The 21,579-nt window shown below is 68.8% G+C and carries 26 protein-coding genes; 19 read left to right on the forward strand and 7 right to left on the reverse strand.

Annotated features, from left to right (window positions below; genetic code table 11):
* Positions 1–211: 211 nt before the first annotated feature.
* Positions 212–982, reverse strand: coding sequence for a pirin-like bicupin family protein (locus KXD98_RS00760; RefSeq protein ID WP_260761414.1), 771 nt, complete (start codon positions 980–982; stop codon positions 212–214).
* Between the two features lie 95 nt (positions 983–1,077).
* Here KXD98_RS00760 and KXD98_RS00765 point away from each other — a divergent pair, with 95 nt between their 5' ends.
* Positions 1,078–1,572 (forward strand): MarR family winged helix-turn-helix transcriptional regulator, encoded by a 495-nt coding sequence (locus tag KXD98_RS00765; RefSeq protein WP_260761415.1) that lies wholly within the window; start codon positions 1,078–1,080, stop codon positions 1,570–1,572.
* Here the strand turns inward: KXD98_RS00765 and KXD98_RS00770 are convergent.
* Positions 1,514–2,545 carry a sigma-70 family RNA polymerase sigma factor gene (locus KXD98_RS00770; protein WP_260761416.1) on the reverse strand — a complete coding sequence of 344 codons (1,032 nt, stop codon included), beginning with the start codon at positions 2,543–2,545 and terminating at the stop codon, positions 1,514–1,516. The two genes, KXD98_RS00765 and KXD98_RS00770, sit on opposite strands and share 59 nt — an antisense overlap.
* A gap of 52 nt (positions 2,546–2,597) precedes the next feature.
* Here KXD98_RS00770 and KXD98_RS00775 point away from each other — a divergent pair, with 52 nt between their 5' ends.
* The 8 genes from KXD98_RS00775 (at position 2,598) to KXD98_RS00810 (ending at position 8,171) form a co-directional block, all read left to right on the forward strand.
* Positions 2,598–3,443, forward strand: a complete 846-nt coding sequence (locus tag KXD98_RS00775; RefSeq protein WP_260761417.1) for an alpha/beta hydrolase — start codon at positions 2,598–2,600, stop codon at positions 3,441–3,443.
* Entirely contained in the window at positions 3,440–4,429 is a 990-nt protein-coding gene (locus tag KXD98_RS00780; RefSeq protein ID WP_260761418.1) for a hypothetical protein, read from the forward strand. The genes KXD98_RS00775 and KXD98_RS00780 overlap by 4 nt, the downstream gene beginning before the upstream one ends.
* Before the next feature lie 79 nt (positions 4,430–4,508).
* Positions 4,509–5,261 (forward strand): DUF2786 domain-containing protein, encoded by a 753-nt coding sequence (locus KXD98_RS00785; RefSeq protein ID WP_260761419.1) that lies wholly within the window; start codon positions 4,509–4,511, stop codon positions 5,259–5,261.
* Between the two features lie 53 nt (positions 5,262–5,314).
* A complete protein-coding gene (locus KXD98_RS00790; protein WP_260765469.1) occupies positions 5,315–5,749 on the forward strand; it encodes a TIGR04338 family metallohydrolase in 435 nt (144 codons plus the stop codon).
* 10 nt (positions 5,750–5,759) lie between these two features.
* Positions 5,760–6,431: an O-methyltransferase gene (locus KXD98_RS00795; protein WP_396882195.1), complete on the forward strand. Its 672-nt coding sequence runs from the start codon at positions 5,760–5,762 to the stop codon at positions 6,429–6,431.
* A gap of 18 nt (positions 6,432–6,449) precedes the next feature.
* Positions 6,450–7,241: a DAPG hydrolase family protein gene (locus tag KXD98_RS00800; protein WP_260761420.1), complete on the forward strand. Its 792-nt coding sequence runs from the start codon at positions 6,450–6,452 to the stop codon at positions 7,239–7,241.
* Positions 7,242–7,280: 39 nt separating this feature from the next.
* A complete protein-coding gene (locus KXD98_RS00805; RefSeq protein ID WP_260761421.1) occupies positions 7,281–7,685 on the forward strand; it encodes an SRPBCC family protein in 405 nt (134 codons plus the stop codon).
* A 45-nt stretch (positions 7,686–7,730) separates the two neighbouring features.
* Entirely contained in the window at positions 7,731–8,171 is a 441-nt protein-coding gene (locus KXD98_RS00810; protein WP_260761422.1) for an SRPBCC family protein, read from the forward strand.
* Positions 8,172–8,181: 10 nt separating this feature from the next.
* On the opposite strand, the gene KXD98_RS00815 is transcribed toward KXD98_RS00810, so the two are convergent.
* Both KXD98_RS00815 and ilvD read right to left on the reverse strand, forming a co-directional pair.
* Positions 8,182–9,006: a nitroreductase family protein gene (locus KXD98_RS00815; protein WP_260761423.1), complete on the reverse strand. Its 825-nt coding sequence runs from the start codon at positions 9,004–9,006 to the stop codon at positions 8,182–8,184.
* A 93-nt stretch (positions 9,007–9,099) separates the two neighbouring features.
* A complete protein-coding gene (gene ilvD / locus KXD98_RS00820; RefSeq protein ID WP_260761424.1) occupies positions 9,100–10,812 on the reverse strand; it encodes a dihydroxy-acid dehydratase in 1,713 nt (570 codons plus the stop codon).
* A gap of 78 nt (positions 10,813–10,890) precedes the next feature.
* Here ilvD and KXD98_RS00825 point away from each other — a divergent pair, with 78 nt between their 5' ends.
* The 8 genes from KXD98_RS00825 (at position 10,891) to KXD98_RS00860 (ending at position 17,147) form a co-directional block, all read left to right on the forward strand.
* Positions 10,891–11,496, forward strand: a complete 606-nt coding sequence (locus KXD98_RS00825; protein ID WP_260761425.1) for a DUF305 domain-containing protein — start codon at positions 10,891–10,893, stop codon at positions 11,494–11,496.
* Positions 11,493–11,816 (forward strand): metal-sensitive transcriptional regulator, encoded by a 324-nt coding sequence (locus KXD98_RS00830; protein WP_260761426.1) that lies wholly within the window; start codon positions 11,493–11,495, stop codon positions 11,814–11,816. Before KXD98_RS00825 ends, KXD98_RS00830 begins: the two co-directional genes overlap by 4 nt.
* 181 nt (positions 11,817–11,997) lie before the next feature.
* Positions 11,998–13,029: a L,D-transpeptidase gene (locus KXD98_RS00835; RefSeq protein ID WP_260761427.1), complete on the forward strand. Its 1,032-nt coding sequence runs from the start codon at positions 11,998–12,000 to the stop codon at positions 13,027–13,029.
* Between the two features lie 93 nt (positions 13,030–13,122).
* The gene (locus KXD98_RS00840) at positions 13,123–14,058 is read left to right on the forward strand and encodes a DUF4129 domain-containing protein (RefSeq protein ID WP_260761428.1); all 936 of its coding nucleotides are present in this window, start codon (positions 13,123–13,125) and stop codon (positions 14,056–14,058) included.
* Positions 14,055–14,537 carry a hypothetical protein gene (locus tag KXD98_RS00845; protein WP_260761429.1) on the forward strand — a complete coding sequence of 161 codons (483 nt, stop codon included), beginning with the start codon at positions 14,055–14,057 and terminating at the stop codon, positions 14,535–14,537. The genes KXD98_RS00840 and KXD98_RS00845 overlap by 4 nt, the downstream gene beginning before the upstream one ends.
* Entirely contained in the window at positions 14,534–15,496 is a 963-nt protein-coding gene (locus KXD98_RS00850; protein WP_260761430.1) for a MoxR family ATPase, read from the forward strand. Before KXD98_RS00845 ends, KXD98_RS00850 begins: the two co-directional genes overlap by 4 nt.
* Positions 15,493–16,725, forward strand: coding sequence for a DUF58 domain-containing protein (locus tag KXD98_RS00855; protein WP_260761431.1), 1,233 nt, complete (start codon positions 15,493–15,495; stop codon positions 16,723–16,725). The genes KXD98_RS00850 and KXD98_RS00855 overlap by 4 nt, the downstream gene beginning before the upstream one ends.
* 32 nt (positions 16,726–16,757) lie before the next feature.
* Entirely contained in the window at positions 16,758–17,147 is a 390-nt protein-coding gene (locus tag KXD98_RS00860) for a hypothetical protein (RefSeq protein WP_260765471.1), read from the forward strand.
* Here the strand turns inward: KXD98_RS00860 and KXD98_RS00865 are convergent.
* Positions 17,144–17,530, reverse strand: coding sequence for a hypothetical protein (locus KXD98_RS00865; protein WP_260761432.1), 387 nt, complete (start codon positions 17,528–17,530; stop codon positions 17,144–17,146). The genes KXD98_RS00860 and KXD98_RS00865 overlap by 4 nt on opposite strands.
* Before the next feature lie 231 nt (positions 17,531–17,761).
* Complete coding sequence (locus tag KXD98_RS00870; protein ID WP_260761433.1) at positions 17,762–19,777, reverse strand: M13 family metallopeptidase; 2,016 nt, start codon at positions 19,775–19,777, stop codon at positions 17,762–17,764.
* A gap of 79 nt (positions 19,778–19,856) precedes the next feature.
* Here KXD98_RS00870 and KXD98_RS00875 point away from each other — a divergent pair, with 79 nt between their 5' ends.
* A complete protein-coding gene (locus KXD98_RS00875) occupies positions 19,857–20,441 on the forward strand; it encodes a hypothetical protein (RefSeq protein WP_260761434.1) in 585 nt (194 codons plus the stop codon).
* Complete coding sequence (locus KXD98_RS00880; RefSeq protein WP_260761435.1) at positions 20,438–21,127, forward strand: hypothetical protein; 690 nt, start codon at positions 20,438–20,440, stop codon at positions 21,125–21,127. Before KXD98_RS00875 ends, KXD98_RS00880 begins: the two co-directional genes overlap by 4 nt.
* Positions 21,128–21,137: 10 nt before the next feature.
* Here the strand turns inward: KXD98_RS00880 and KXD98_RS00885 are convergent, their stop codons facing one another.
* Positions 21,138–21,569 carry an XRE family transcriptional regulator gene (locus KXD98_RS00885; protein WP_260765472.1) on the reverse strand — a complete coding sequence of 144 codons (432 nt, stop codon included), beginning with the start codon at positions 21,567–21,569 and terminating at the stop codon, positions 21,138–21,140.
* Between the last annotated feature and the right edge of the window lie 10 nt (positions 21,570–21,579).

The following is a 21,579-nucleotide window of genomic DNA, read 5'->3' on the forward strand; positions in this document are numbered from 1 at the left end:
TGAATCACTGTCGCGCCGATATCCGGTAAGAACTGTGAGGTTGGCGTGACTTACGTGACTAATGAGGCGCAAGTTGGACGGACTGAGTGCACGCGCGTTGGTGCGGACTTCTCGGCGTAGCGATCGGCGCACGACCGTGCCAGCAAATGCGGGCAATCCCGTGCGGACGGGCGATCAGCGAGCGGCGCCAGCCGTAGAGCCCCTGCATCTGTTACCGCGCACCGATACCCGCATGCATCTCCCAGAGCAAGATCTCGGCGGGATCGACGACGGCGGTGACGCGTTGACCGCCGGAACCGGTGAACCGCACCGCGTCCCCTTCGCCGAGTACGCCGGCTCCTTCCAGGTCGACCTGCCCGCGGGCCACGAACAAATGCAGGTAGGGCGCTTCGGGCAGCTCGACACTCTGACCGGGCTGCAAGCGGGCGCCGTGCAGAGCGGCGTACCGATTGCCGATGGCGATGGCGGCGACGTCGCGGTGCGCCGGCATGCCCGACGCGATGGTCACCAGATCGCCGGCCAGAAGTTCGTCGCCGATCTCTAGCTGCTGATAACCCGGATCGACGCCGGCTTCGTCGGGTACCACCCACATCTGCACGAAATGCACTGGCTCGCTGTGGGATTGCTCTCCTGTCAGCGTCCAGGAGTCGTTCTTCTCGGAGTGCAAGATGCCCCGTCCTGCTGACATCCGTTGAGCCAGCCCCGGATAGATCACCCCGGAGTTGCCGGTCGAGTCCTGGTGCACCAGCGATCCCCGCAGCACCCAGGTGACGATCTCCATGTCCCGGTGCGGGTGGGTGTCAAAGCCGGTACCGGGCTGCACGACGTCGTCGTTGTTGACCAGTAGCAGCCCGTGATGAGTGTTCTCGGGTTCGTAGTGGTGACCGAACGAGAACGAGTGCTTGGAGTCCAGCCACTCGATCGTTGTGCCGGCCCGATCCTCGGCGCGGCGGATGTCGACGATGCTGGGGGTGGCGGTCATGCGATCACTCCTCGGGAGTCGGTGCCAGCCTAAGTGGCGGCCCTGGCGCCGACAACATGTATGACGTGTCATGTATTCCGGGTACGGTAGGACCCGTGCGCTGGCTCACCGCTGAACAGCAGCGGGTGTGGCGGGACTATCTGCTGCTGACCGGTCGGCTGCAGGCGGCGATGCACCGGCAACTGCACAACGACTGCGGACTGTCGTTGTCCGACTACGACGTGCTGGTGGCGCTGTCGGAGCGCGGCAGGATGCGGATCAGCGAACTGGCCCGGACCCTCGGCTGGGAACAGAGCCGGCTGTCTCATCAGCTGCGCCGGATGCGCGACCGCGGACTGGTCGAACGGCACGGCGACGACGACGATCGGCGCGGCGCCTGGTTGACGATGTCACCCGGCGGTACGGCGGCGCTGTCGGCTGCCGCACCGGCGCACGCCGACCTGGTCCGCACGGTGATGTTCGACGGGCTGTCGGTGCCGCAGCAAGGAGCCTTCGGCTTGGCGATCGAGACGATCCTGCAGCGGCTGGACGCTACGCAGCGGCGAGCACCTCGGGCAGACCGAACGCCCGGAAGAACCCGTCTTCCTTGAAAGCCACCACGTGGGCGATGCCGTCCGGGCGGACATCGATCACGTGCAGCTGGAACGCGATGTGTCGGCCGGTCCCGGGGTCGAGCATGTACAGCGCCACGGCGGGTTGACCGTTGGCGGTGGTGCGCAGGAAGCGCATGTCGCCGGCCTTCTCGGCCGGACAGTGCGTCTTGGACAGCGTCACGATGTTGGCCGGCCCCTGATACCAGCCGTCGAACGGTGGCATCTCCCACACCGCGTCGGCGGTGAACAGCTCGACCAGCCGGTCGATGTCGTACTCCTCGAAGGCCGAGGTGTAGCGGCTCAGCAGATCGGCGACCTCGGGCGCATCCGGCTCAAGGGACGCGCTGTCCAGGTCGGGGCGGACCTCGTCGAGCTGCGCGCGGGCGCGCTGCAGCAGACTGTTGACCGCCGCGGTCGACGCTCCGATCGCGGCTCCGACCTCAGCGGCTTTCCATTGCAGCACCTCCCGCAACACCAGCACCGCCCGTTGCCGGGGGGAAAGGTGTTGCAGCGCCGCGATGAACGCCAGCCGGACCGACTCCCGGGACTCGGCGATCACCGACGGGTCGGACGGATCGGCCCGGGGTGCGTCGGGTAGCGGTTCGAGCCAGGTGATCTCGCGTCGGTCGAAGATCTCCCCGGCCGGGTCGGAGGCAGGCTGGCCCAGACCACTGGGCAGTGGGCGACGTTGCCGGCCGTCCAGTGCGGTCAGACAGGTGTTGGTGGCGATCCGGTACAGCCAGGTCCGGATCGAGGACTTGCCTTCGAAGTTCGCGTACGACTTCCAGGCCCGCAGGTAGGTCTCCTGCACCAGGTCCTCGGCGTCATGCAGCGAGCCCGTCATCCGGTAGCAGTGCGCCAGCAACTCGCGCCGGTACTGCTGCGCCTGGGCGAGGAAGGCGTCTTCTGTCCCGCTGTCGTGAGCCACCGAAACCGTCACATTCAGCAGCTTACGCAGGGGGGCCGACAAACTCTGCGCCCGCGAACGACCGTCGACCCGACCGCCCGATAGGCTTGCCGGAATGGCCGTGACCCGCAGCGAACACCGATTCGACGGCGTCGGCGGGGTCCCCCTCGTCTACGACGTGTGGACCCCCGACGCCGATGTCGCGGTCCGCGCAGTGGTGGTGCTCGCGCACGGCTACGCAGAACACGCCCGCCGCTATGACCACGTCGCCGCGCGCTTCGGCGCTGCCGGACTGGTCACCTACGCGCTCGACCATCGCGGCCACGGGCGCTCCGGCGGCAAGCGGGTCCATCTTCGCAACATCAACGAGTACATCGAGGACTTCCACACCCTCGTCGGGATCGCGGCCCGCGAGCAACCGGGACTGCCGCGCGTGGTCGTCGGCCACAGCATGGGTGGGGCCATCGTGTTCAGCTACGGGGTCGACCACCCCGACGACTACACCGCGATGGTGCTCTCCGGCCCCGCCGTCGACGCGGCCGCGTCGGTGTCGCCGGCGAAAGTGTTGTTGGCCAAGGTCGTCGGGCGGTTCGCGCCGGGACTGCCGGTGGAAGACCTTCCCGCCGACGCGGTCTCGCGTGATCCGCAGGTGGTCGCCGCCTATGAGGCCGACCCGCTGGTGTTCCACGGCAAGCTGCCCGCCGGAGTCGGCCGCGCGCTGATCGGGGTGGGGGAGACGATGCCGCGCCGCGCCGCGGCGATCTCGGCGCCGTTGCTGGTGGTGCACGGCGAGCAGGACAGGCTGATCCCGGTGAGCGGTAGCCGTCGGCTCGTCGAGTGTGTCGGGTCGACCGATGTCCACCTGAAGGTCTACCCGGGCCTCTACCATGAGGTGTTCAACGAACCGGAGCAGACGGTGGTGCTCGACGACGTCACCGGCTGGATCGAGTCGAAGCTATGAAAGTCGTTGCCGCTCTGCTGCTTTCGATCGCAGTGGTGCTACCAGCCGGGTGTGCCTCGGAATCGGGTGACGCCGCCTGGACCGATGACGAGGTGAGCTTCGACGCCGACGGACTGACCATTCACGGCACCTACCGGCACCGCGGACAGGACCCCGGACCGGCCGCGCTGCTGATCTCCGAGAGCGGCAACACCGACCGCAACGGCGACAATCAGGTCGCCGGCCCGATCGGCAACATGCGTCAACTCGCCGAACTGCTCTCCGAGCGAGACGTGGCCAGCCTGCGCTACGACAAGGTCGGGACCGGGCGCACCGGTCTGGGTCGGTATGCGACCGATCCGGCGGCGGTGGTCAGCGGCGTGTACACCCAGGGAGCCGGGGCGGCGGTGCGGTTCCTGGCCACCCAACCCGGTACCGATGCCGACCGGATCTCGGTGTACGGGCTGGGTGAGGGCACGATCCACGCGATGGCCTTGGCCGGCGACGATGCGCCCGATGCACCGAGGATCCACGCACTGGGCCTGTTGCAGCCGCTGCCGGGCCGCTACCTGGACATCATCACCGCACGCGTGGCGGCCGACGGAGCGCCGGAGACGGTGGAAACCTGGCGCTCGGCGGTGGACCAGTTGCGTACCACCGCAACCGTGCCCGACGATCTGCCCGACGGGCTGACCGCCATCGTCAACCCGGCCAACGTGGCAGCGGTCGTGGAAGCCGACAAGATCGATCCGCTGGCGCTGGCCGCGGCGATACCCGCCGGCACTCGGGTGCTGCTGACCTGTTCGGATGCTGACAGCCAGGCGTCCTGCGACGCGATGCGCCCGCTGGCCGACGCACTGGACCACACCGACCTGATGCTGGTCGAACTCACCGGAGTCAACCATGTGCTGCGCGACGATCCGAGCGACAGCATTGCCAACTATGCCAACCAGGAGCCGCTGTCCCCGCAGCTCGTCACCGCTCTCGACGAGTTCGTCGCCAGCTGAGCTGTGGATGGATTCGGTTGTGGGGATACGGAGTTCGGTCGCCGATGACGCGTCGTAGGCGCGTTCTAGGGTCAGCGCCATGAACACTGACGAGAAGATGCTGGCCCGCATCGCCGCGCTGTTGCGCCAGGCCGAGGGCACCGACAATCCCCATGAAGCCGAGGCATTCATGGCAGCCGCGCAGCGGTTGGCCACGTCGACGTCGATCGATCTGGCCGTGGCACGCAGCCACAGCGCCCAACGCACCAAGGCTCAGGCCCCGGTGCAGCGCACGATCACCATCGGGGAGGCCGGTGCGCGGGGTTTGCGCACTTACGTGCAGCTGTTCGTGGTCATCGCCGCGGCCAACGACGTCACCTGTGATGTCGCGTCGAACTCGACGTTCGTCTACGCCTACGGCTTCGCCGAGGACATCGACGCGACCCACGCGCTGTACACCAGCCTGGTGATGCAGATGGTGCGAGCCTCCAACGCCTACATCGCCTCCGGTGCGCACCGCCCGACGCCCACCATCACCGCGCGCATCAACTTCCAGTTGGCCTTCGGGGCCCGGGTCGGCCAGCGCCTGGCCGAGGCCCGCGAACAGGCCCGCCAGGCGGCCACCGCAGGGCCGGCGAGCAACCCCGGCACCGCGATCGCGTTGCGCAACAAGGATCTGGAGCTCAAGGACTACTACCGGCAGGAGTCGAAGGCACGCGGCAGGTGGCGCGCGACCAGTGCGACAGCCGGCTACTCGTCAGCGGCGCGGCGGGCCGGCGATCGTGCCGGTCGGCGCGCCCGGCTGGGCGGTGAGGACGAGCTGGCGGGGGCGCGCTCGGCACTGGAGAGGTGAGCCGCGACGGTCAGCGCGCCAAGGTCTACGCCGCAGAACACTTCGTGCGCACCATGTTCGACCGGGCCGCCCAGCGTGGCAACCCGGTGGTCGACTTCTTCGGCGCAGCCTTGACGTTGCCGCCGGAGGCGCGGTTCGCTTCCGCCCAGAGCGTGCAGACCTATGTCGATGACGTGCTGGCCCACCCCGCGGTGCAGCGGCGCTGGCCGGATGCGTTGCCGCTGCGGGTGCGGCCGCGCCGAGGAGTCACCGCGGCGCACTACGAATACCGCGACGGAACTGCGGTGGTGGCCGTGCCGGACGAGCGCAGCGGGTGGGCGCTGCGAGAGCTGGTGATTCTTCATGAGATCGCCCACCACCTGTGTGACGCCGACCCGCCACACGGCCCGCAGTTCGTGGCGACGTTGTGTGAGCTGGCTGGCGCTGTGATGGGCGCCGAGGTGGCCCACGTGCTGCGGGTGGTCTATGCCAAGGAGGGTGTGAAGTAGCGTCGACGGTGTGACCACCCCCGACCGGATACCTGACTGGGCCGCGCTGGACGCGCTGTTCACCCGAGTGCTCGACAGCGAGGACGAAGCGCTACGCGCGGCTCGCGAGGCCGGCGCGGCGGCGGGGATGCCCCCCATCGAGGTGTCCGCCCAACACGCCAAGCTGCTGTCGCTGTTGGTGCGCATCGCCGGCGCGCGCCGGGTCCTGGAGATCGGCACGCTGGCCGGCTACAGCACCATCGCGCTGGCACGAGCAGTCGGCGCCGACGGATCGGTGACCACCCTGGAGTTCGAGCCGGCGCACGCCGAGGTGGCGTGCGCCAACCTCGAGCGCGCCGGCGTCGCCGCCCGCGTCGACATCAAAGTCGGTGCGGCACTGGACACCCTGCCCACGCTGCAGGGCGGTGCCCCGTTCGGCCTGGTGTTCATCGACGCCGACAAGGAGAACAACGTGGCCTACGTCGAGTGGGCCATTCGACTGGGCGCGCCGGGCACCGTCATCGTCGTCGACAACATCGCCCGCAACGGCCGGGTACTCGACCCCGCCCCCGATGATCAGCAGGCCCTGGCCATCAACGAGATGCTCGACATGATGGGCGCGCACCCGCGGCTGGACACCGCGGCGATCCAGACGGTCGGGACCAAGGGTTGGGACGGCTTCGCCGTGGCGGTCGTCGGTTAGCCGAGTTTCGGAGTGGGGATGAGCAGGCTCGGCGGCGACCGCGCATACCTCGGGTATCGGGGCCACGACAGCGCGACGGAGTTCGGCGGGTTCTTCAACCCGCGGATGGCCGCGCTGCCCGGCCATGTCGTCGACGCTTTGCACCACGGACCGCAAGCCGACCAGGTGCTCCTCGAATTCGACGATGCAGCAACGCTTCTCGACGACGGATACCACGTCACCGAGAACGGCTACGGCAGCGTGGGTGCCGGCGCCTTCCAGGTTTCGGTGCGTACCGACATGCCCGGCGTCACCCCGCAGATGTGGGACTGGTGGTTCGGCTGGCACGGCAGCGACAGCCGGCGGTACAAGTTGTGGCACCCCCGCGCGCACGCGTCGGTGCGGTGGGCCGACGGTGGTGGCGACGGGCACTACGTAGGGCGCACATCGCTGGTCGAGGAATATCTGGGTTCGAAGTACACCAAGGCCGCGATCCGATTCGTCGCTCCCGAGGAGGTGGGCATGGGTGCGGTCCGGCTCGGTGAATCGGTGGCGGTGTGCGCCCGGTTGGGTTCCTCGGAGCTACCCGTGGACATCGGCTGGCTCATCCACCACGTCAGGGCCACCCCGGCCGGTGCCGAGATGCGTTCCCGCTTCTGGATGGGTGGGCCCTGGGTGGCCGTCCGCCGCGGAAACCCCCTGACCGACGCGGCGGTTCGGCCAGTGGCCACTCGGCAGTTGCCCGATCCGCGCGACCTGCTGGTGCACTGTGCCGAGGAGATGAACCACCTCGCCGCATTCCTGCCGCAGCTGCACGCGCGATTGGCGTGACCGCGGGCACGTTGTCGAGGAAGTGGGTACCCCGCGAGGATGTGGACGGTGAGCAGGGACATTGCCGCGCCCGCCGACGCGGTGTGGCAACTTTTGGTCGACCTGCAGGCCTGGCCGCGGTGGGGGCCGACCGTGGCCGGTGCCACGCTTGATGGCGCCGGCTTCGAACTGGGCGCCACCGGCACGGTGCGCACGGCGGTCGGGGTCGCGCTGCCGTTCACCATCAGCGAACTCGATCCGGGCCGGATGTGGGGATGGCGCGTCGCCGGGGTACCGGCGACCCGGCACGGCGTGGACCCCGGTGGCCCGCGGTGTCGCGCGTGGATGAGTGCACCGCTGTGGGCTCCGGCCTACCTTCCGGTGCTGGCAGTGGCCCTACGGCGGATCGAGGAGATGGCGGTCGAGGGCGGGCCAGCACCACCGCAGGCCGCCGGCCGGCCTTGAGGTGTCCCGGTTTCAATCGGCGACAACCGGGTTAACCTGGCCGCCATGGCTGTCAGCGAGTCCCGCGAGATCGTCATCGAGGCCAGTCCCGGCGAGATCCTCGACGTGTTGTTCGACATCGAGACGCTGCCCGACTGGTCCTCGGCTCACGAACGCGTCGAGGTTCTGGAGCGTGATGAGCAGGGCCGGCCGACGCGGTCGCGTCAGGTCGTCAAGATCGTCGGGGTCAGCGACGAGCAGGTGCTCGACTACCAGGTGCACGACGACGGCGTCAGCTGGACGCTGGTCAGCTCCAAACAGCAGAAGGCGCAACAGGGTCGCTACACATTGACCCCGCACGGCGAGGGCACCCGGGTGCGGTTGGAGTTGACCGTTGACACGACGGTGCCGTTGCCAGGGTTCCTGATCCGCAAGGGGGCGCAGGGGTTGATGGACACCGCCACCAAGGGCCTGCGTAAACGGGTGCTGCAGATCAAGCGATCCTGAACCGGAGGCCTCAGTTCAGGTGGAAGGTGGTGGTCTCGGCCACTGACCGTCGCGGCACCGGGGGGATCGGGTCGCCGCTGATCGCCGACCCGATCCGGATCAACGCCTGCGGGTGGGCCTCGCCGTCGAAGACCTCGCACGCCAACGCCAACCGGTTGCGCTGCTCGCGCAGCGGGTCGGTCAGCGGACAACTGGCCAGGCCCAGGGCGGCCGCAGCCAGGGTCAGGTCGCTCAGCGCCTCGCCGGCGCGCAGTCGCATCACGTCGGTGTCGGTACCGGTTGCCAGCACCAGCATGACGGCGTCGTCGTCGGCGCGGTCGGGCGGGCGATCTCCGTAGCTCAGGGCGAACCTGTCGGCATCGACCCGGGCCCACCGGATGCTCGGCACCACCGCAAGTTCGACACCGAAGCGCTCGGCGCGGATCACCAGCAGTTCCAGCGTGCCCGCGGGCAGCGCGCCGCCGAACGGTCGCCGGTCGGACCGGCGCCGGGATATGGCACCGGCGAGATCACGGCTGCCGTTGCCGGCCGGCCGAGGATCCAGGGCGACCCGGGCCAGCATGCCGTCGTCGTCCGGGAAGCGTTGGATCCGGCTGGCCCATCCGGCTGCGGCCAACGCGACCGCGCAATGGTGCAATACCGCGCCGCAACCCAAGAGCACGTCGCGGCGGTCGGCCTCGGAGTCGCCGAGGCGGCGTTCCCAGTCGGCGAACAACTGCACGCTGTGCTCGTCGACGTACCACTGCCACGGCTGCGCGTTGCGTGCCGACGGGGCGTACGCCGCGAGGTCCAGCACGCTTTCCAGCACAGCGGTATCGGGGAACGCCGTGGCCAAAACCCCTCACCTCCTGCTGCCTGCAACCGCCGGTACGGCGCCATTGTAGGAGCTGGTGGCTGCTGAAATTGTGACGTCAGCGGCGGGTGTGGATCACGTGCAGACGGCGCCCACGGCGGCCGAGCCCACCAGCTTGGTGTACTTGGCCAGCACGCCGGTGGTGTAGCGCGGCGGCAGCGGTTCGAAGCCCACCTTGCGGGAATCGAATTCGTCCGCGTCGACCAGGATGTCCAACGTGCCGTTGGCGACATCGAGCCGAATCCGGTCACCGTCGCGGACGAACGCGATCGGTCCGCCGTCCACGGCCTCGGGTGCGATGTGGCCGACGCACAGCCCGGTGGTGCCGCCGGAGAACCGGCCGTCGGTCATCAGCAGCACGTCCTTGCCCAGGCCCGCGCCCTTGATCGCGCCGGTGATGGCCAGCATCTCACGCATCCCGGGTCCGCCCTTGGGGCCCTCATAGCGGATCACGACGACGTCGCCGTGGGTGATGGTGCCGTCTTCAAGCGCGTCCAACGCGGCCCGTTCCCGCTCGAAAACCCGTGCGGTGCCCTCGAACACATCGGAGTCGAAGCCCGCCGACTTGACCACCGCGCCCTCCGGGGCCAGCGAGCCGTGCAGGATCGTGATGCCTCCGGTCGGATGGATCGGGTTGTTCATCGCCCGCAGCACTTTGCCGTCGGGGTCCGGTGGCTCGATGTGAGCGAGGTTCTCGGCCATCGTCGCGCCGGTGACGGTCAGGCAGTCCCCGTGCAGGAGGCCGGCGTCCAACAGGGCTTTCATCACCACGGGCACCCCGCCGATCTCGTCGACGTGTTTCATCACGTGCCGGCCGAACGGCTTGACGTCGGCCAGGTGTGGGACCTTCTGCCCGATGCGGGTGAAGTCCTCCAGGGCCAGCTTTACGTTGGCCTCGTAGGCGATCGCCAGCAGGTGCAGCACCGCATTGGTCGAGCCGCCGAATGCCATCACCACCGCGATCGCATTCTCGAACGCCTCCTTGGTCAGGATGTCTCGGGCGGTGATGCCGCGGCGCAGCATCTCGACCACGGCCTCACCGGAACGGCGGGCGTACTCGTCGCGGCGCTTGTCGATGGCAACCGGAGATGCGCTGCCCGGCAATGACATTCCGAGCGCCTCGGCTGCGCTGGCCATCGTGTTTGCGGTGTACATGCCGCCACAGGCGCCCTCGCCGGGACAGATCGCGCGCTCGATGATGTCGACGTCCTCGCGCGACATCAGCCCGCGCGCACACGCACCGACCGCCTCGAAGGCGTCGATGATCGTAACCTCTTTCTCGGTGCCGTCGGTGAGCTTGGCGGTGCCCGGCATGATCGAACCGTTGTAGAAGAACACCGACGCCAGATCCAGGCGCGCCGCGGCCATCAGCATGCCGGGAATGGACTTGTCGCAGCCGGCGAGCAGCACTGTTCCGTCCAGACGCTCGGCCTGCACCACGGTCTCGACGCTGTCGGCAATCACTTCGCGGGACACCAGCGAGAAGTGCATGCCTTCGTGACCCATCGAGATGCCGTCGGAAACCGAGATCGTGCCGAACTCGAGGGGGAATCCACCGCCGGCGTGCACGCCGGCCTTGACCGCCTGCGCGAGCCGCTGCAGGGACATGTTGCACGGGGTGATCTCGTTCCATGACGAGCCGACGCCGATCTGCGGCTTGACCCAGTCATCGTCACCCATCCCGACCGCGCGCAGCATCCCGCGGGCGGCGGCCTTCTCAAGGCCATCGGTGACGTCGCGGCTGCGCGGCTTGATGTCGGGTGTGGACCGGGTGGGCTCTGAGGGCATGACCCCGATTATGCGCCTGGCGATTACCCCGGCAAAACCGATATCGATACCCCCACGGGGTACTTGTACGCTGGTCGCATGAAACGGACCATCGCGCTGGTGGGCGCCGTGCTGGCGGCGCTGACGGTAGCAGCGTGCGGCGGTTCGCCCGAGAACGGGGACACCGGTGAGCAGACCACGCTGGATGCGCCGGTGATCACCGGCGAGCCCGCGGGCTACAACGCCGACGACGTCGCGTTCGCCACCGGCATGGTGGCCCACCACAAGCAGGCCATCGAGTTGTCGACGCTGGCCGGTGAGCGCTCGGCCGATCCGCAGGTGATCGCGTTGGCCCAACAGATCGCCGCCGTGGCGCAACCCGAGATCAACGTGCTCAACGTGTTCCTGGTCCAGTGGAATGAAAACCCGGAGGTCGGCGACCCGGGCAGCCGCGCCGGACACCCGTCGACGCCGGGCACACCCGACGAGGCGACGACGGCGCGGTTGCGGTCGCTGCGCGGCGTGGAGTTCGACAGACTGTGGCTGGATTCGATGATCGACCACCACAGGGCGGCGGTGCAGATGGCCAAGGCTCAGATCGCCGACGGCGCCAATGTCGACGCCATCGCCATGGCCCGGCAGATGGTGGCCACTGCGCAAGCCGAGATCGATCAGATGGGACAGCTACAGAAGGAGCTCGGGTGACTGAAACGACCGACACCGGGGCATCTGAACCCGAAGCACCGCACGGCTATACGGCCCAGAAAGAGAACTACGCCCGGCGGCTGCGGCGCATCGAGGGACAGGTGCGCGGCATCGCCAAGATGATCGACGAGGACAAGTACTGCATCGACGTCCTGACCCAGATCAGCGCGGTGCACAGCGCGCTGCAGTCGGTGGCGCTGGGTCTGCTCGACGAGCATCTGGGCCACTGCGTGAGCCACGCGGTCGCCGCCGGGGGCGCCGAGGCCGATGCCAAGCTCGCCGAGGCGTCGGCGGCCATCGCCCGACTGGTGCGCTCCTGACCCGAGCCCACTCGTCGCCGCGGGCTGACGCCCACTCTGCGCAGGTAACAGACGGCCGCCAGATCGCGATGATCCGTGCAGGTCAGGGCTTCGTCCTGGGCATGATCCGGCTGCTGGACGAGGCAGTCGACCGCGACGCTGTGCCACACTGGGAGGCAGTCGCTGAACTGGAGGTATGTCTATGCGGCAGCGCAACAAGGTGCGTTGGACGGCCGTGATGATGGCATCGGCGGTGGTCGCCGTGCTGACGATGAGCGCCCCGTCGGCGCTGGCCCAACCAGGTATCGCACCCCCGCCGCCGCCACCGGCAGACCCCGCGGTGCCGGCGCCACCGGCCGAACCGGTTGCCCTGCCCAACCCGTCCGCAGCCACACCGGCCGTCCCGTCGGCCCCCGGCGAGAGGGCGACCGTCGACCCACTCGCGGTGGTGCCCGGCCAGCCGATGCCGATCCCCGCAGGCACCCCGGCCGGGCAGAATCCCACGCCGTTCACCGGGCAGCCGCCGTTCGTGCCGCCGTCGTTCAACCCGGTCAACGGTGCGCTCGTGGGTGTGGCCAAGCCGATCATCATCAACTTCCAGCGCCCGATCGCCAACCGTCCGCTGGCTGAGAGCGCCATCCACATCTCGTCGAACCCGCCGGTTCCCGGACGGTTCTACTGGATCACCGACCAGCAGGTGCGCTGGCGCCCGCAGGACTTCTGGCCGGCCCACACCACGGTCAACATCGACGCCGCCGGCACCAAGTCGAGCTTCCGGGTGGGCGAATCGCAGGTCGCGACCATCGACAACGAAACCAAGCAGATGGAGGTCATGATCAACGGTGAGTTGGTCAAGACCTTCCCGGTCTCGCTGGGCAAGGCGGGCTCGGACACCAAGAACGGCACCTACTACGTGCTGGAGAAGTTCAAGGACATGGTGATGGACTCCTCGACCTACGGCGTTCCGGTGGACGATCCGTCGGGCGAGGGATACCGCGTCAAGGTCAAGGACGCGGTCCGCATCGACAACAGCGGCATCTTCGTGCACGGCGCCCCGTGGTCGGTGGGCTCACAAGGCAGTACTAACGTCAGCCACGGCTGCATCAACCTCAGCCCCGCCAACGCCGAGTGGTTCTACGACACCTTCGGCAGCGGAGACCCGGTGGTCATCAAGAACACCGACGGCGGTTGGTACACCCAGCAAGACGGCGCGCACGACTGGCAGCTGTTCTGAGGTAGTCCGGGCCCGGTCCGCTCCGACCGTGCCACGATGGGATCAGGCTGACGGCCGTCTGAGACCGTCGGCACCGATTCTCGGGGTGGGCCGATGCCCGGTGACGGCAAGGCGGTGGCACGCACGGTCGCGGTGCTGGCTGCACTGCTGCTCGGCGCACTCGCGCTGCGCGGCTATCTGCCCACTGAAACGGCCGCCGCGCCGCCGCCGCCCGAACCCGACGACCGACCCGGCACGGCCTCGCCCCTTGCCGTGGTCGCCATGTTCGCCGTGGCGCTGGCCATCATGGCGCTCGCCGTCCTGGCCCAGCCGCGCCGTCGGCGGGTGCGCCACACCGAGGAAGCGCCGCGCCGATTCGGCGTAACCGGGGGACGGCCCCGCTGGCGGCTGCTCGTCTACGCCGCTGCTGCGCTGGCGATATGGCTGACGGTGATCCTGCTGCTGCAGCGGTGGGAGGTCGCCGTCCCCGAGGCCGAAAGTCCCGCTGGGGTTGATCAGCCGCCGCGTGAGGGCGCCGAGGGCGGATCGGTGCCGCGGCCCGCCGCCGGTTCCGACGCGCTGTTCGGCTACCTGCTGGTCGGCACGGTGGCCATGGTGGCACTCTCGATCGTGGCGGGGTTGCGGGCCGGCCGGGTCGCCCCCGCCGCGCCGCCACCGGTCGACGACGTTGACGACGTCGCGGCACCCGCCGGGTCGGCCGCACCCGACCTGGCGCGGGCGGCCGAACGCGGGCTCGCCGAGATCGATGACCGCCGGCGGGACCCGCGCGAGGCCATCATCGCCTGCTACGCCGTAATGGAAGCCGAGTTGGAGAAGTCGCCGGGAACCAGCCCGCGGGCCTCCGACACCCCCTCGGAGGTGCTGGCGCGCGCGGTCGATCGGCACGCGCTGCGGGCGGACAGCGCCGTCGGACTGGTGGAGTTGTTCGAAGAGGCACGGTTCAGCCGTCACGTGATGACCGAGCAGCACCGCGCGGAAGCGCTGGCCGCGCTGCGGGCGGTGCAGCGGGACCTACTGGGGGCGCCATGACGAAGCTGGTCGTCGGCGGCCTCGTGGTCGTGGTGTCGGTGCAGGTGCTGGCTCTGATGCTGGCCGACCGGCAGTTCGTGGTGCCGGCATGTGGTGCGGCGGTGGCCGTCGCGCTGATCACCGCCCGGTGGCGGATGTCGCACCCCGCACCCGCTGCGCAGGACATGCCGGCCGATGGCACCGGTACTGCGCTGCAGCGCTGGCTCACGCGCACCGAGACCCTGATCTCGTGGTCGGAGTCAACCCGCGCCGACTGGGACCGTCGGCTACGACCGCTGCTGGCGCGCCAGTTCGAGCTTGCGGCCGGAACCCGGAAGATCAAGGATCCGACTGCTTTTCAGGCCAGCGGACGCATGCTGTTCGGTCCTGTGCTGTGGGCCTGGGTCGACCCTGAGAACATCTCACGCACCGGTAGCCAGGAGCCCGGTCCGGGCCGCGCCACCCTCGACGACATCCTCAGACGGCTGGAGCAACTGTGAGCAGCTTGGCGACCACCACCGCGCGATGCGAGTCGGTCCTCGACGAGATCTCACAGGTGGTGGTCGGAAAACGTGACGCGCTCACCCTGATCCTGATCACCGTGCTGGCGCGGGGCCATGTGCTGGTGGAGGATCTGCCCGGTCTGGGCAAGACGCTGATCGCGAAGTCTTTTGCCGCGGCACTGGGACTGGACTTCACCCGCGTGCAGTTCACCCCCGACCTGCTGCCCGCCGACCTGCTCGGCGCGACGATCTACGACATGACCTCCGGCCGTTTCGAATTCCGGCGTGGCCCGGTGTTCACCAACCTGTTGCTCGGTGACGAGATCAACCGCACGCCCCCCAAGACCCAGGCGGCGCTGCTGGAGGCGATGGCCGAGCGGCAGGTCAGCATCGACGGAGTCACCCACCGACTACCCGAGCCGTTCCTGGTGCTGGCCACCGACAACCCCATCGAATACGAGGGCACCTATCCGCTGCCGGAAGCTCAGCTGGACCGCTTCGCAACTCGTCTTGAGCTGAAATATCTTTCGGCACAAGAGGAGACGACGATGCTGCGTCGGCGCCTGGACCGCGGTTCGGCGCAGCCGATCGTGCGGCAGGTGGTGGAGGCCGCAGATGTGTTGGCCATGCAGGAGTCGGTGGAGCTGGTCAGCGTGCACGAGGACGTACTGCACTACGTCGTCTCGCTGGCAGCCGCCAGCCGCAACCACCCGCAGGTCTCGGTGGGGGCGAGCCCTCGCGCGGAGCTCGACCTGGTCCAGTTGGCCCGAGCGCGGGCTTTGCTCGTCGGACGTGACTATGTGGTGCCCGAAGACGTCAAGGCCCTCGCGGTGTCGACGATGGCACACCGGATCACGTTGCGCCCGGAGATGTGGGTGCGCCGAGTGCAGGGCGCCGACGTCATCGACGACCTGCTGCGGCGGACCCCGGTACCACGCACCGGCGAGTCGCGATGAGACAGGACCGAGTCGATGTCGACATGTGTTGGCGGGCATCCCCGCTGGCCTACGCGTTGGCGACCTGCGCTGGTGCGGCCCTGATCGTGGCACTGGTCAGCGGTCGCTGGGACCTGGTGGTGTTCGCGGCTCCGCTGCTCGGCGTGCTGTGCTCGGTGTCGTGGCAGCGCAGGCTCCCGGCGGTGTGGGTCCGGGGCTCACCGGTGCTGCAGCGGTGCTTCGAGGGTGACCGGGTGCGCGTCGAGGTTTCTGCCGGCGCCGATGACGGCAGCGAAGTGCAGCTGCGGCCTACGCCGTTGCCCGAGCTCAAGCTCGTCGACGACGGCGCGCCGATGACGGTTGCGGTCGGCGCGCCGAGGTGGGGTCGCTACCCGGTGTCGGTCGAGGTGAGCGTCACGGGTCGGGGCGGCCTGCTGTGCGGCTCCGGGGTGGCCGTGGTGGCCGAGGTGTTCGTGTTTCCGGTCGCGTTCGCCCAGTCCACGCCGCTACCGCGCAGCGAACTGCTCGACCGGCTGGGCACCCACCTGACCCGCCATGTCGGGCCAGGGGTGGAGTACGCCGACATCCGCCCCTACGTACCCGGAGATCAACTGCGCACAGTCAACTGGCCGGTCAGCGCGCGGCGTGGCGCGCTGCACGTCACCGAGCGGCTCACCGATCGGGCCGCCGATGTGGTGGTGCTCTTCGATGTCTATCCTCAGCCACCCGGGCCGGCCACACTGGCCACCGAGCGTGCGGCGCGGGGCGCTGCCCAGGTGGTGCAGAGCGCACTGCGCTACGGCGACCGCGCCGGTCTGGTGGCGCTGGGAGGCCGCCAAACCCGTTGGCTGGGTGCCGATATCGGTCAGCGCCAGTTCTACCGGATCCTCGACACCATGCTCGGCGCCAGCGATGCCTTCGAGACGGCGACCGGCACTCTGGCGCCACGCCCCGCGGTGCCGGCCGGAGCCGTCGTGGTGGCCTTCTCGACGATGTTGGACACCGAGTTCGCGTTGGCCCTCATCGATCTGCGCCGGCGTGGGCACGCGGTGATCGCGGTCGACATTCTCCAGGGTTGCCCGGTGCCCGATGTGCAAGATCCGTTGGTGGAACGCATGTGGGGGTTGCAGCGCTCCTTCATGTATCGCGACATGGCCACTGTCGGAGTCGACATCGTGGCGTGGCCGCAGTCCTCTACGTTGGACCAGGCAATGATGCTGATGGCCGAGCCGCGCGGGGCCGGGCGATGAAACTGTTGTGGCCCATACCTTTCGGCGTCTTGATGGTGGTGAGCGCGGCCGTCGGGGCATCCGGTGCGGTGTTGGTGGTCGCGGCTGCGGCCGTGCTCGCCGTGCTGGTGTCGGGTTGGGTACGACCGGCCGCGACGGTCGCGGTGTTGCTGGCGGCGGGCACGTTGCTGTTCGGCGCGCCCGCGCCGATGTACAGCGCGCTGGCCGGGCTGGCCGCAGCCGGTTACCTGGTGCTGGCCCACAACGGGGGCCGAGCGTCGGTGCCGGTGATGTCGGCAGCGGTGACCTTCGCTGCGGTCGCCAGCCTGGCGGTGGTGGTGCCGCTGGAAGTCCGGTGGCTGCCGCTGGCTGCGCCGCTGGTGATGTTCGGAGCGTTCATGCTGGCGCTGAGCCCGTTTCTGCGTGATCGGACGCGCGGTTAGGAGAACCCACCGGCGGTGACGGGCGCGCAGGCCGGACCGGTGTGGGTGTTGGTCGGATCGAAGTTGCCGCCCCATGGGTTGGACCGGCTGATCCCCTGCGCCTGCCAGCCGTCCGATCCCACCCATTCGGGACCGGCTTCTTGAGCGGTCTGGTGGGGCACATCCATGTCGGAGGCGCGCACCGAAGAAGTTCCCATCGTGCCGACGTTGGTCATGCAGCGGTCGCTGCCGGCCACGCTGGCCGATTGCTCGGAGTGGACCTGTCCGTCGGCCGAGACCTGCGCCGGTGCTGGGTCGTTGGGATCGGCATGAGCCACGGCGATGCCGGGGGACAGGAACGCCGCGCAGACGGTGGCGGCCGACAAGATGCGGTATCGGTGCATGATCGGGTGCCTTCTGACGGGTCGCCGACAATGCCCAGCAAACCGCCATCTTCGGTGATGACGGTCCGCGGAGCGTGCCGCACGAGCGGGTACCTGTGAATGTGACTCTTGGAGGGCGGTTCACAACGAGGCTATGGCGCGCCTCGCGGCGCGTCCATCCGGGCCAGCGGGTCAGCAGCGAACTCTCAGCAGTCGGTCAGGTTTCCGATCGGCGGTGTCGGTGCACCCGGCTCAGTTCCAGATGCGCACGCGGTGTTGCGGTTCGAGATAGAGCTCACTGTCCTGGCCGACCTCGAAGGCTTCGTAGAACGCGTCCAGGTTGCGGATCACTCCGTTGCAGCGGAACTCCGGCGGCGAGTGCGGATCGACCGCCAGCCGCCGAATCGCTTCGGCTTCCCGTGATTTCGTGCGCCACACCTGAGCCCAGCCGAAGAAGACGCGCTGCACGCCGGTGAGCCCGTCGATGACCGGCGCGGGCCGGCCGTTGAGTGACAACTTGTAGGCGAGCAGTGCAATGGACAGGCCACCGAGGTCGCCGATGTTCTCCCCGACGGTGAACGCGCCGTTGACGTGATGGGATCCGTCGAGACCGCGCGGCACAAACTTTTCGTACTGCTCGATCAACGCCTGTGTGCGGGTACCGAATTCGGCGCGGTCGGCGTCGGTCCACCAGTCCACCAGGTTTCCGTCGCCGTCGTACTTGGAGCCCTGATCGTCGAAGCCGTGACCGATCTCGTGGCCGATGACCGCGCCGATTCCGCCGTAATTGGCGGCATCGTCGGCGTCGGCGTCGAAGAACGGCGGCTGCAGGATCGCGGCGGGGAAGACGATCTCGTTCATCCCGGGGTTGTAGTAGGCGTTGACTGTCTGCGGTGTCATGAACCACTCGTCGCGGTCCACCGGGCCGCCGAGCTTGGCCAGGTCGCGGTCGTATTCCAGGGCGTAACCGCGCTGATAGTTGCCGTACAGGTCGGCGCGATCGATCACCAGCGTGGAGTAGTCGCGCCACTTGGCCGGATACCCGATCTTCGGGGTGAACTTGTCGAGTTTGGCCAGGGCCTTCTGCCGGGTCTGGGGCGTCATCCAGTCCAGTTCGTTGATGCTGACGCGGTAGGCCTCGCGCAGGTTGGCCACCAGTTCGTCCATCCGGGCCTTGGCGTGCGGCGGGAAATGCCGCTCGACATAGAGCCGGCCCAGCGCGTCACCCATCAGGCTCTCGACCACCGACACCCCGCGCTTCCACCGGGCCCGGATCTCCTCGGTGCCCGACAACCGGCGGCCGTAGAACTCGAAATCGGCGGCGATGAGTTCATCGGTCAGCAGCGACGCCCGAGCCCGGATGACGCGCCACCGCAGCCACTGCTTCCAGTCCTCAAGCGGCTCGTCGGCCCACAACCGGGCAAACGCGGTCAGGAAGTCGGGCTGGCGCACCACCAGTTCGGCGGTCTGCTCGGAGCCGGCTCCCAGTGCGGTGAACCAGCGCGTCCAGTCGAACCCGGGTGCCTCGGCCGTCAGTTCGGCCGAGGTTCGCAGGTTGTAGGTCAGATCGGCGTCGCGGCGCTTCACCACGTCCCAGTGTGCGGCGGCGATCTTGGTCTCCAACGCGACGATCGCGGCCGCGGCTCGGGCATGATCGTCGGGCGAACCGCCGTGGACCAGCGCCAGCATCGTGGCGATGTGGTGCGGGTAGGCCGCCAGGATCTCGGCGTGCCGGGGCTCCCGGTAATAGGACTCGTCGGGCAGGCCGATACCGGACTGCGTCACATGCAGCAGGTAGCGGCTGGAGTTCTTGGAGTCGGTGTCGACATAGAGACCGGACCCACCGCCGATACCGGTGCGTTGCAGCGCACCCAGCACCGTGGCCAGCGCGTCGGCGGAGTCGGCGGCCTCGACCGTCGATAGTTCCTCAAGCAACGGGGCCAGCCCACGTCCGCGGATGGTCTCTTCATCCATGAAGCTCGCGTACAGGTCACCGATGCGCTGCTCGTCGGTGCCGGCTGCGGCACCGGACTGCGCGGCATGGGTGATGATCTCGCGGATGTGCTCCTCGGCCCGGTCATAGAGGGTGCGAAACGCGCCGTCGGTCGCCCGGTCGGCCGGGATCTGATACTCGGCCAGCCAGCGGCCGTTGACGTGACCGAAGAGGTCGTCCTGGGGACGGGCCGAGGGGTCGACGTGGCTGAGGTCGATTCCGGATCGAAGGGGGGCCGGGTTCGTCGCAGGGTTCGATGCTGTTTCAACCGTCACCCCACCAGCGTGCCAGAAGCCCGGTGCGGGGTCGGATCGTCGCCGGGAATGCTGTTCCGCGCCGGGTACGCTCACGCGCATGCCCGACGACGAGCAGGAGTCCCAGCCTGACGCGGGGCTGTTCTCCCGGTTCGGTGTCGCCTCGGCGGTGCTGGGGATCGTCGCCGTGGTCGCCGTGGTGCTCAGCGCGCTGATCTGGGGCGGGCACCGCGACAACACCGAGGAGGTCGAACACCGCACCCGGGTGTTGCAGACCGCGGCCGAATGGACCGGCGTGCTGATCAACATGAACCAGGACAGCATCGCCTCCGACCTGAGCACCTTGCACGAGGGCACGGTCGGCCAGCTCAACGTCGACTTCGAAGCGTCGGTCGAACCGTTCCGCAGGCTGGTGCAGACGTTGCAATCGCGCACCACCGGCCAGGTCAACTCGGTCTCGCTGGAGGAAATCCATCACCAGCAGCCTGAGGACCGCGCCCGCGCCGAGGACGACGAGGAGCTCACCGGCTTCGCCACCCGCACCGACACCGTGCTGGTGGTCGCGACGTCGATCAGCGAGAACGTCGGCTCCGAGGCTCCGCGGACGGTGCGGTGGTCGCTGCGCCTCGACGTCGCCGACGTCGACGGCAGGCTCTTGATCTCGCGGCTGGAGCCGATTCGATGAGGAACCGGTTGCGGGTGCTGGCCTTCGACGTGCTCGCCCCGGCGGCCACCGTCGCCGCGCTGATCTACATCGGCCTCGCGCTGGCCTGGCCGCTGTGGTGGGTGGCGCTGTTCTCGGTGCTGTGCGTGCTGATCGTCGAGGGTGTCGTTGTCAACTTCGTGCTGGCTCGCCGTGACGCGGTGACGATGGGAACCGACGACGACGGTCCCGGCTTGCGGCTGGCAGTGGTCGGCACCGCCACCACAGCGCTGGTCGCCGCCGTCGTGGTCGGCTACACCCAGTGGACGGTGCCCGGCCGCGCGCTGGACGCCGATTCCGCCGAGGTCGCCGGAATCGCCAGCAGCGTCGCCGAAGCGTCGGCCACCTTCACACCGCAGAGCCCCACCGCGTCCATCGACCGGGCCGCCGGCCTGATGTCCGCGGACAGCGCCGAACGATTCCGGGCCGACTTCGCCGGCGTAGCGCAGGACTTGGCCAGCCGCAACGTGTCGGCGCAGGCGCGCACAGTGTCAGCCGGTGTCGAGGCGATCGGTCCGGCGGCGGCCAGCGTCGCGGTGGTGCTGCGCAGCACGCAGAATTCTCCGGGTAATCCAGCTGACACCGCGGTGCTGGCGTTGCGGGTGACGCTGACCAAGAGCGACGGCCGCTGGCTGGTGGTCGACGTGAGCCCGCTGCACTCCCGCTAGAGCCGAGGGTCTACTGGCGCTGCTGGCGCATTTTGGCGAAGCGCTCGGAAAGCCGGCCCATCCGGATCATCAGCGACGCCGGCGGGCTGATGCTTCCCCGCAGGAAAGCGGCGAACTGATCGGGGGGCACGCCGATGCGCGACGCGAACTCCTGCTCGCCCAGCCCGGAGCGCTCCAGCAACAGGTGCACATGACGGGCGACCTCGCCACGTTCGTTGGCCTCGAGATGTTCGCGGGTGCGCACCAGCACCTCGGCCATGGCGCGGGAGACCCCGTACGGCTGGGAGGTCTCCAGCACCTCCTCCACCTGGCGCGCAGTACGGCCGAACGGGTCGCGCTTGATGGCCACCACGATGCGCTGCCACACCGACAGATCGTCGTTCTCCAGTGCGGCCCGAATCGCAGCAGTCGGCCAGAACTCGACCGGGCGGTCATGGGGCATCGACGCATCG

Origin of the sequence: Mycobacterium sp. SMC-4 (assembly GCF_025263265.1) — a bacterium.
Classification (GTDB): domain Bacteria; phylum Actinomycetota; class Actinomycetes; order Mycobacteriales; family Mycobacteriaceae; genus Mycobacterium.

Bases quoted from the DNA above. Each gene is read 5' to 3' on its own strand.
- KXD98_RS00775 (WP_260761417.1), top strand. From the start codon at position 2,598: ATGGCCGTGACCCGCAGCGAACACCGATTCGACGGCGTCGGCGGGGTC.
- KXD98_RS00855 (WP_260761431.1), top strand. From the start codon at position 15,493: ATGAGACAGGACCGAGTCGATGTCGACATGTGTTGGCGGGCATCCCCG.
- KXD98_RS00880 (WP_260761435.1), top strand. From the start codon at position 20,438: ATGAGGAACCGGTTGCGGGTGCTGGCCTTCGACGTGCTCGCCCCGGCG.
- KXD98_RS00875 (WP_260761434.1), top strand. From the start codon at position 19,857: ATGCCCGACGACGAGCAGGAGTCCCAGCCTGACGCGGGGCTGTTCTCC.
- KXD98_RS00810 (WP_260761422.1), top strand. From the start codon at position 7,731: ATGGCTGTCAGCGAGTCCCGCGAGATCGTCATCGAGGCCAGTCCCGGC.
- KXD98_RS00780 (WP_260761418.1), top strand. From the start codon at position 3,440: ATGAAAGTCGTTGCCGCTCTGCTGCTTTCGATCGCAGTGGTGCTACCA.
- KXD98_RS00800 (WP_260761420.1), top strand. From the start codon at position 6,450: ATGAGCAGGCTCGGCGGCGACCGCGCATACCTCGGGTATCGGGGCCAC.
- KXD98_RS00835 (WP_260761427.1), top strand. From the start codon at position 11,998: ATGCGGCAGCGCAACAAGGTGCGTTGGACGGCCGTGATGATGGCATCG.
- KXD98_RS00825 (WP_260761425.1), top strand. From the start codon at position 10,891: ATGAAACGGACCATCGCGCTGGTGGGCGCCGTGCTGGCGGCGCTGACG.
- KXD98_RS00790 (WP_260765469.1), top strand. From the start codon at position 5,315: ATGTTCGACCGGGCCGCCCAGCGTGGCAACCCGGTGGTCGACTTCTTC.
- KXD98_RS00840 (WP_260761428.1), top strand. From the start codon at position 13,123: ATGCCCGGTGACGGCAAGGCGGTGGCACGCACGGTCGCGGTGCTGGCT.
- KXD98_RS00805 (WP_260761421.1), top strand. From the start codon at position 7,281: ATGTGGACGGTGAGCAGGGACATTGCCGCGCCCGCCGACGCGGTGTGG.
- KXD98_RS00785 (WP_260761419.1), top strand. From the start codon at position 4,509: ATGAACACTGACGAGAAGATGCTGGCCCGCATCGCCGCGCTGTTGCGC.
- KXD98_RS00760 (WP_260761414.1), bottom strand. From the start codon at position 982: ATGACCGCCACCCCCAGCATCGTCGACATCCGCCGCGCCGAGGATCGG.
- KXD98_RS00845 (WP_260761429.1), top strand. From the start codon at position 14,055: ATGACGAAGCTGGTCGTCGGCGGCCTCGTGGTCGTGGTGTCGGTGCAG.
- KXD98_RS00885 (WP_260765472.1), bottom strand. From the start codon at position 21,569: ATGCCCCATGACCGCCCGGTCGAGTTCTGGCCGACTGCTGCGATTCGG.
- KXD98_RS00865 (WP_260761432.1), bottom strand. From the start codon at position 17,530: ATGCACCGATACCGCATCTTGTCGGCCGCCACCGTCTGCGCGGCGTTC.
- ilvD (WP_260761424.1), bottom strand. From the start codon at position 10,812: ATGCCCTCAGAGCCCACCCGGTCCACACCCGACATCAAGCCGCGCAGC.
- KXD98_RS00860 (WP_260765471.1), top strand. From the start codon at position 16,758: ATGGTGGTGAGCGCGGCCGTCGGGGCATCCGGTGCGGTGTTGGTGGTC.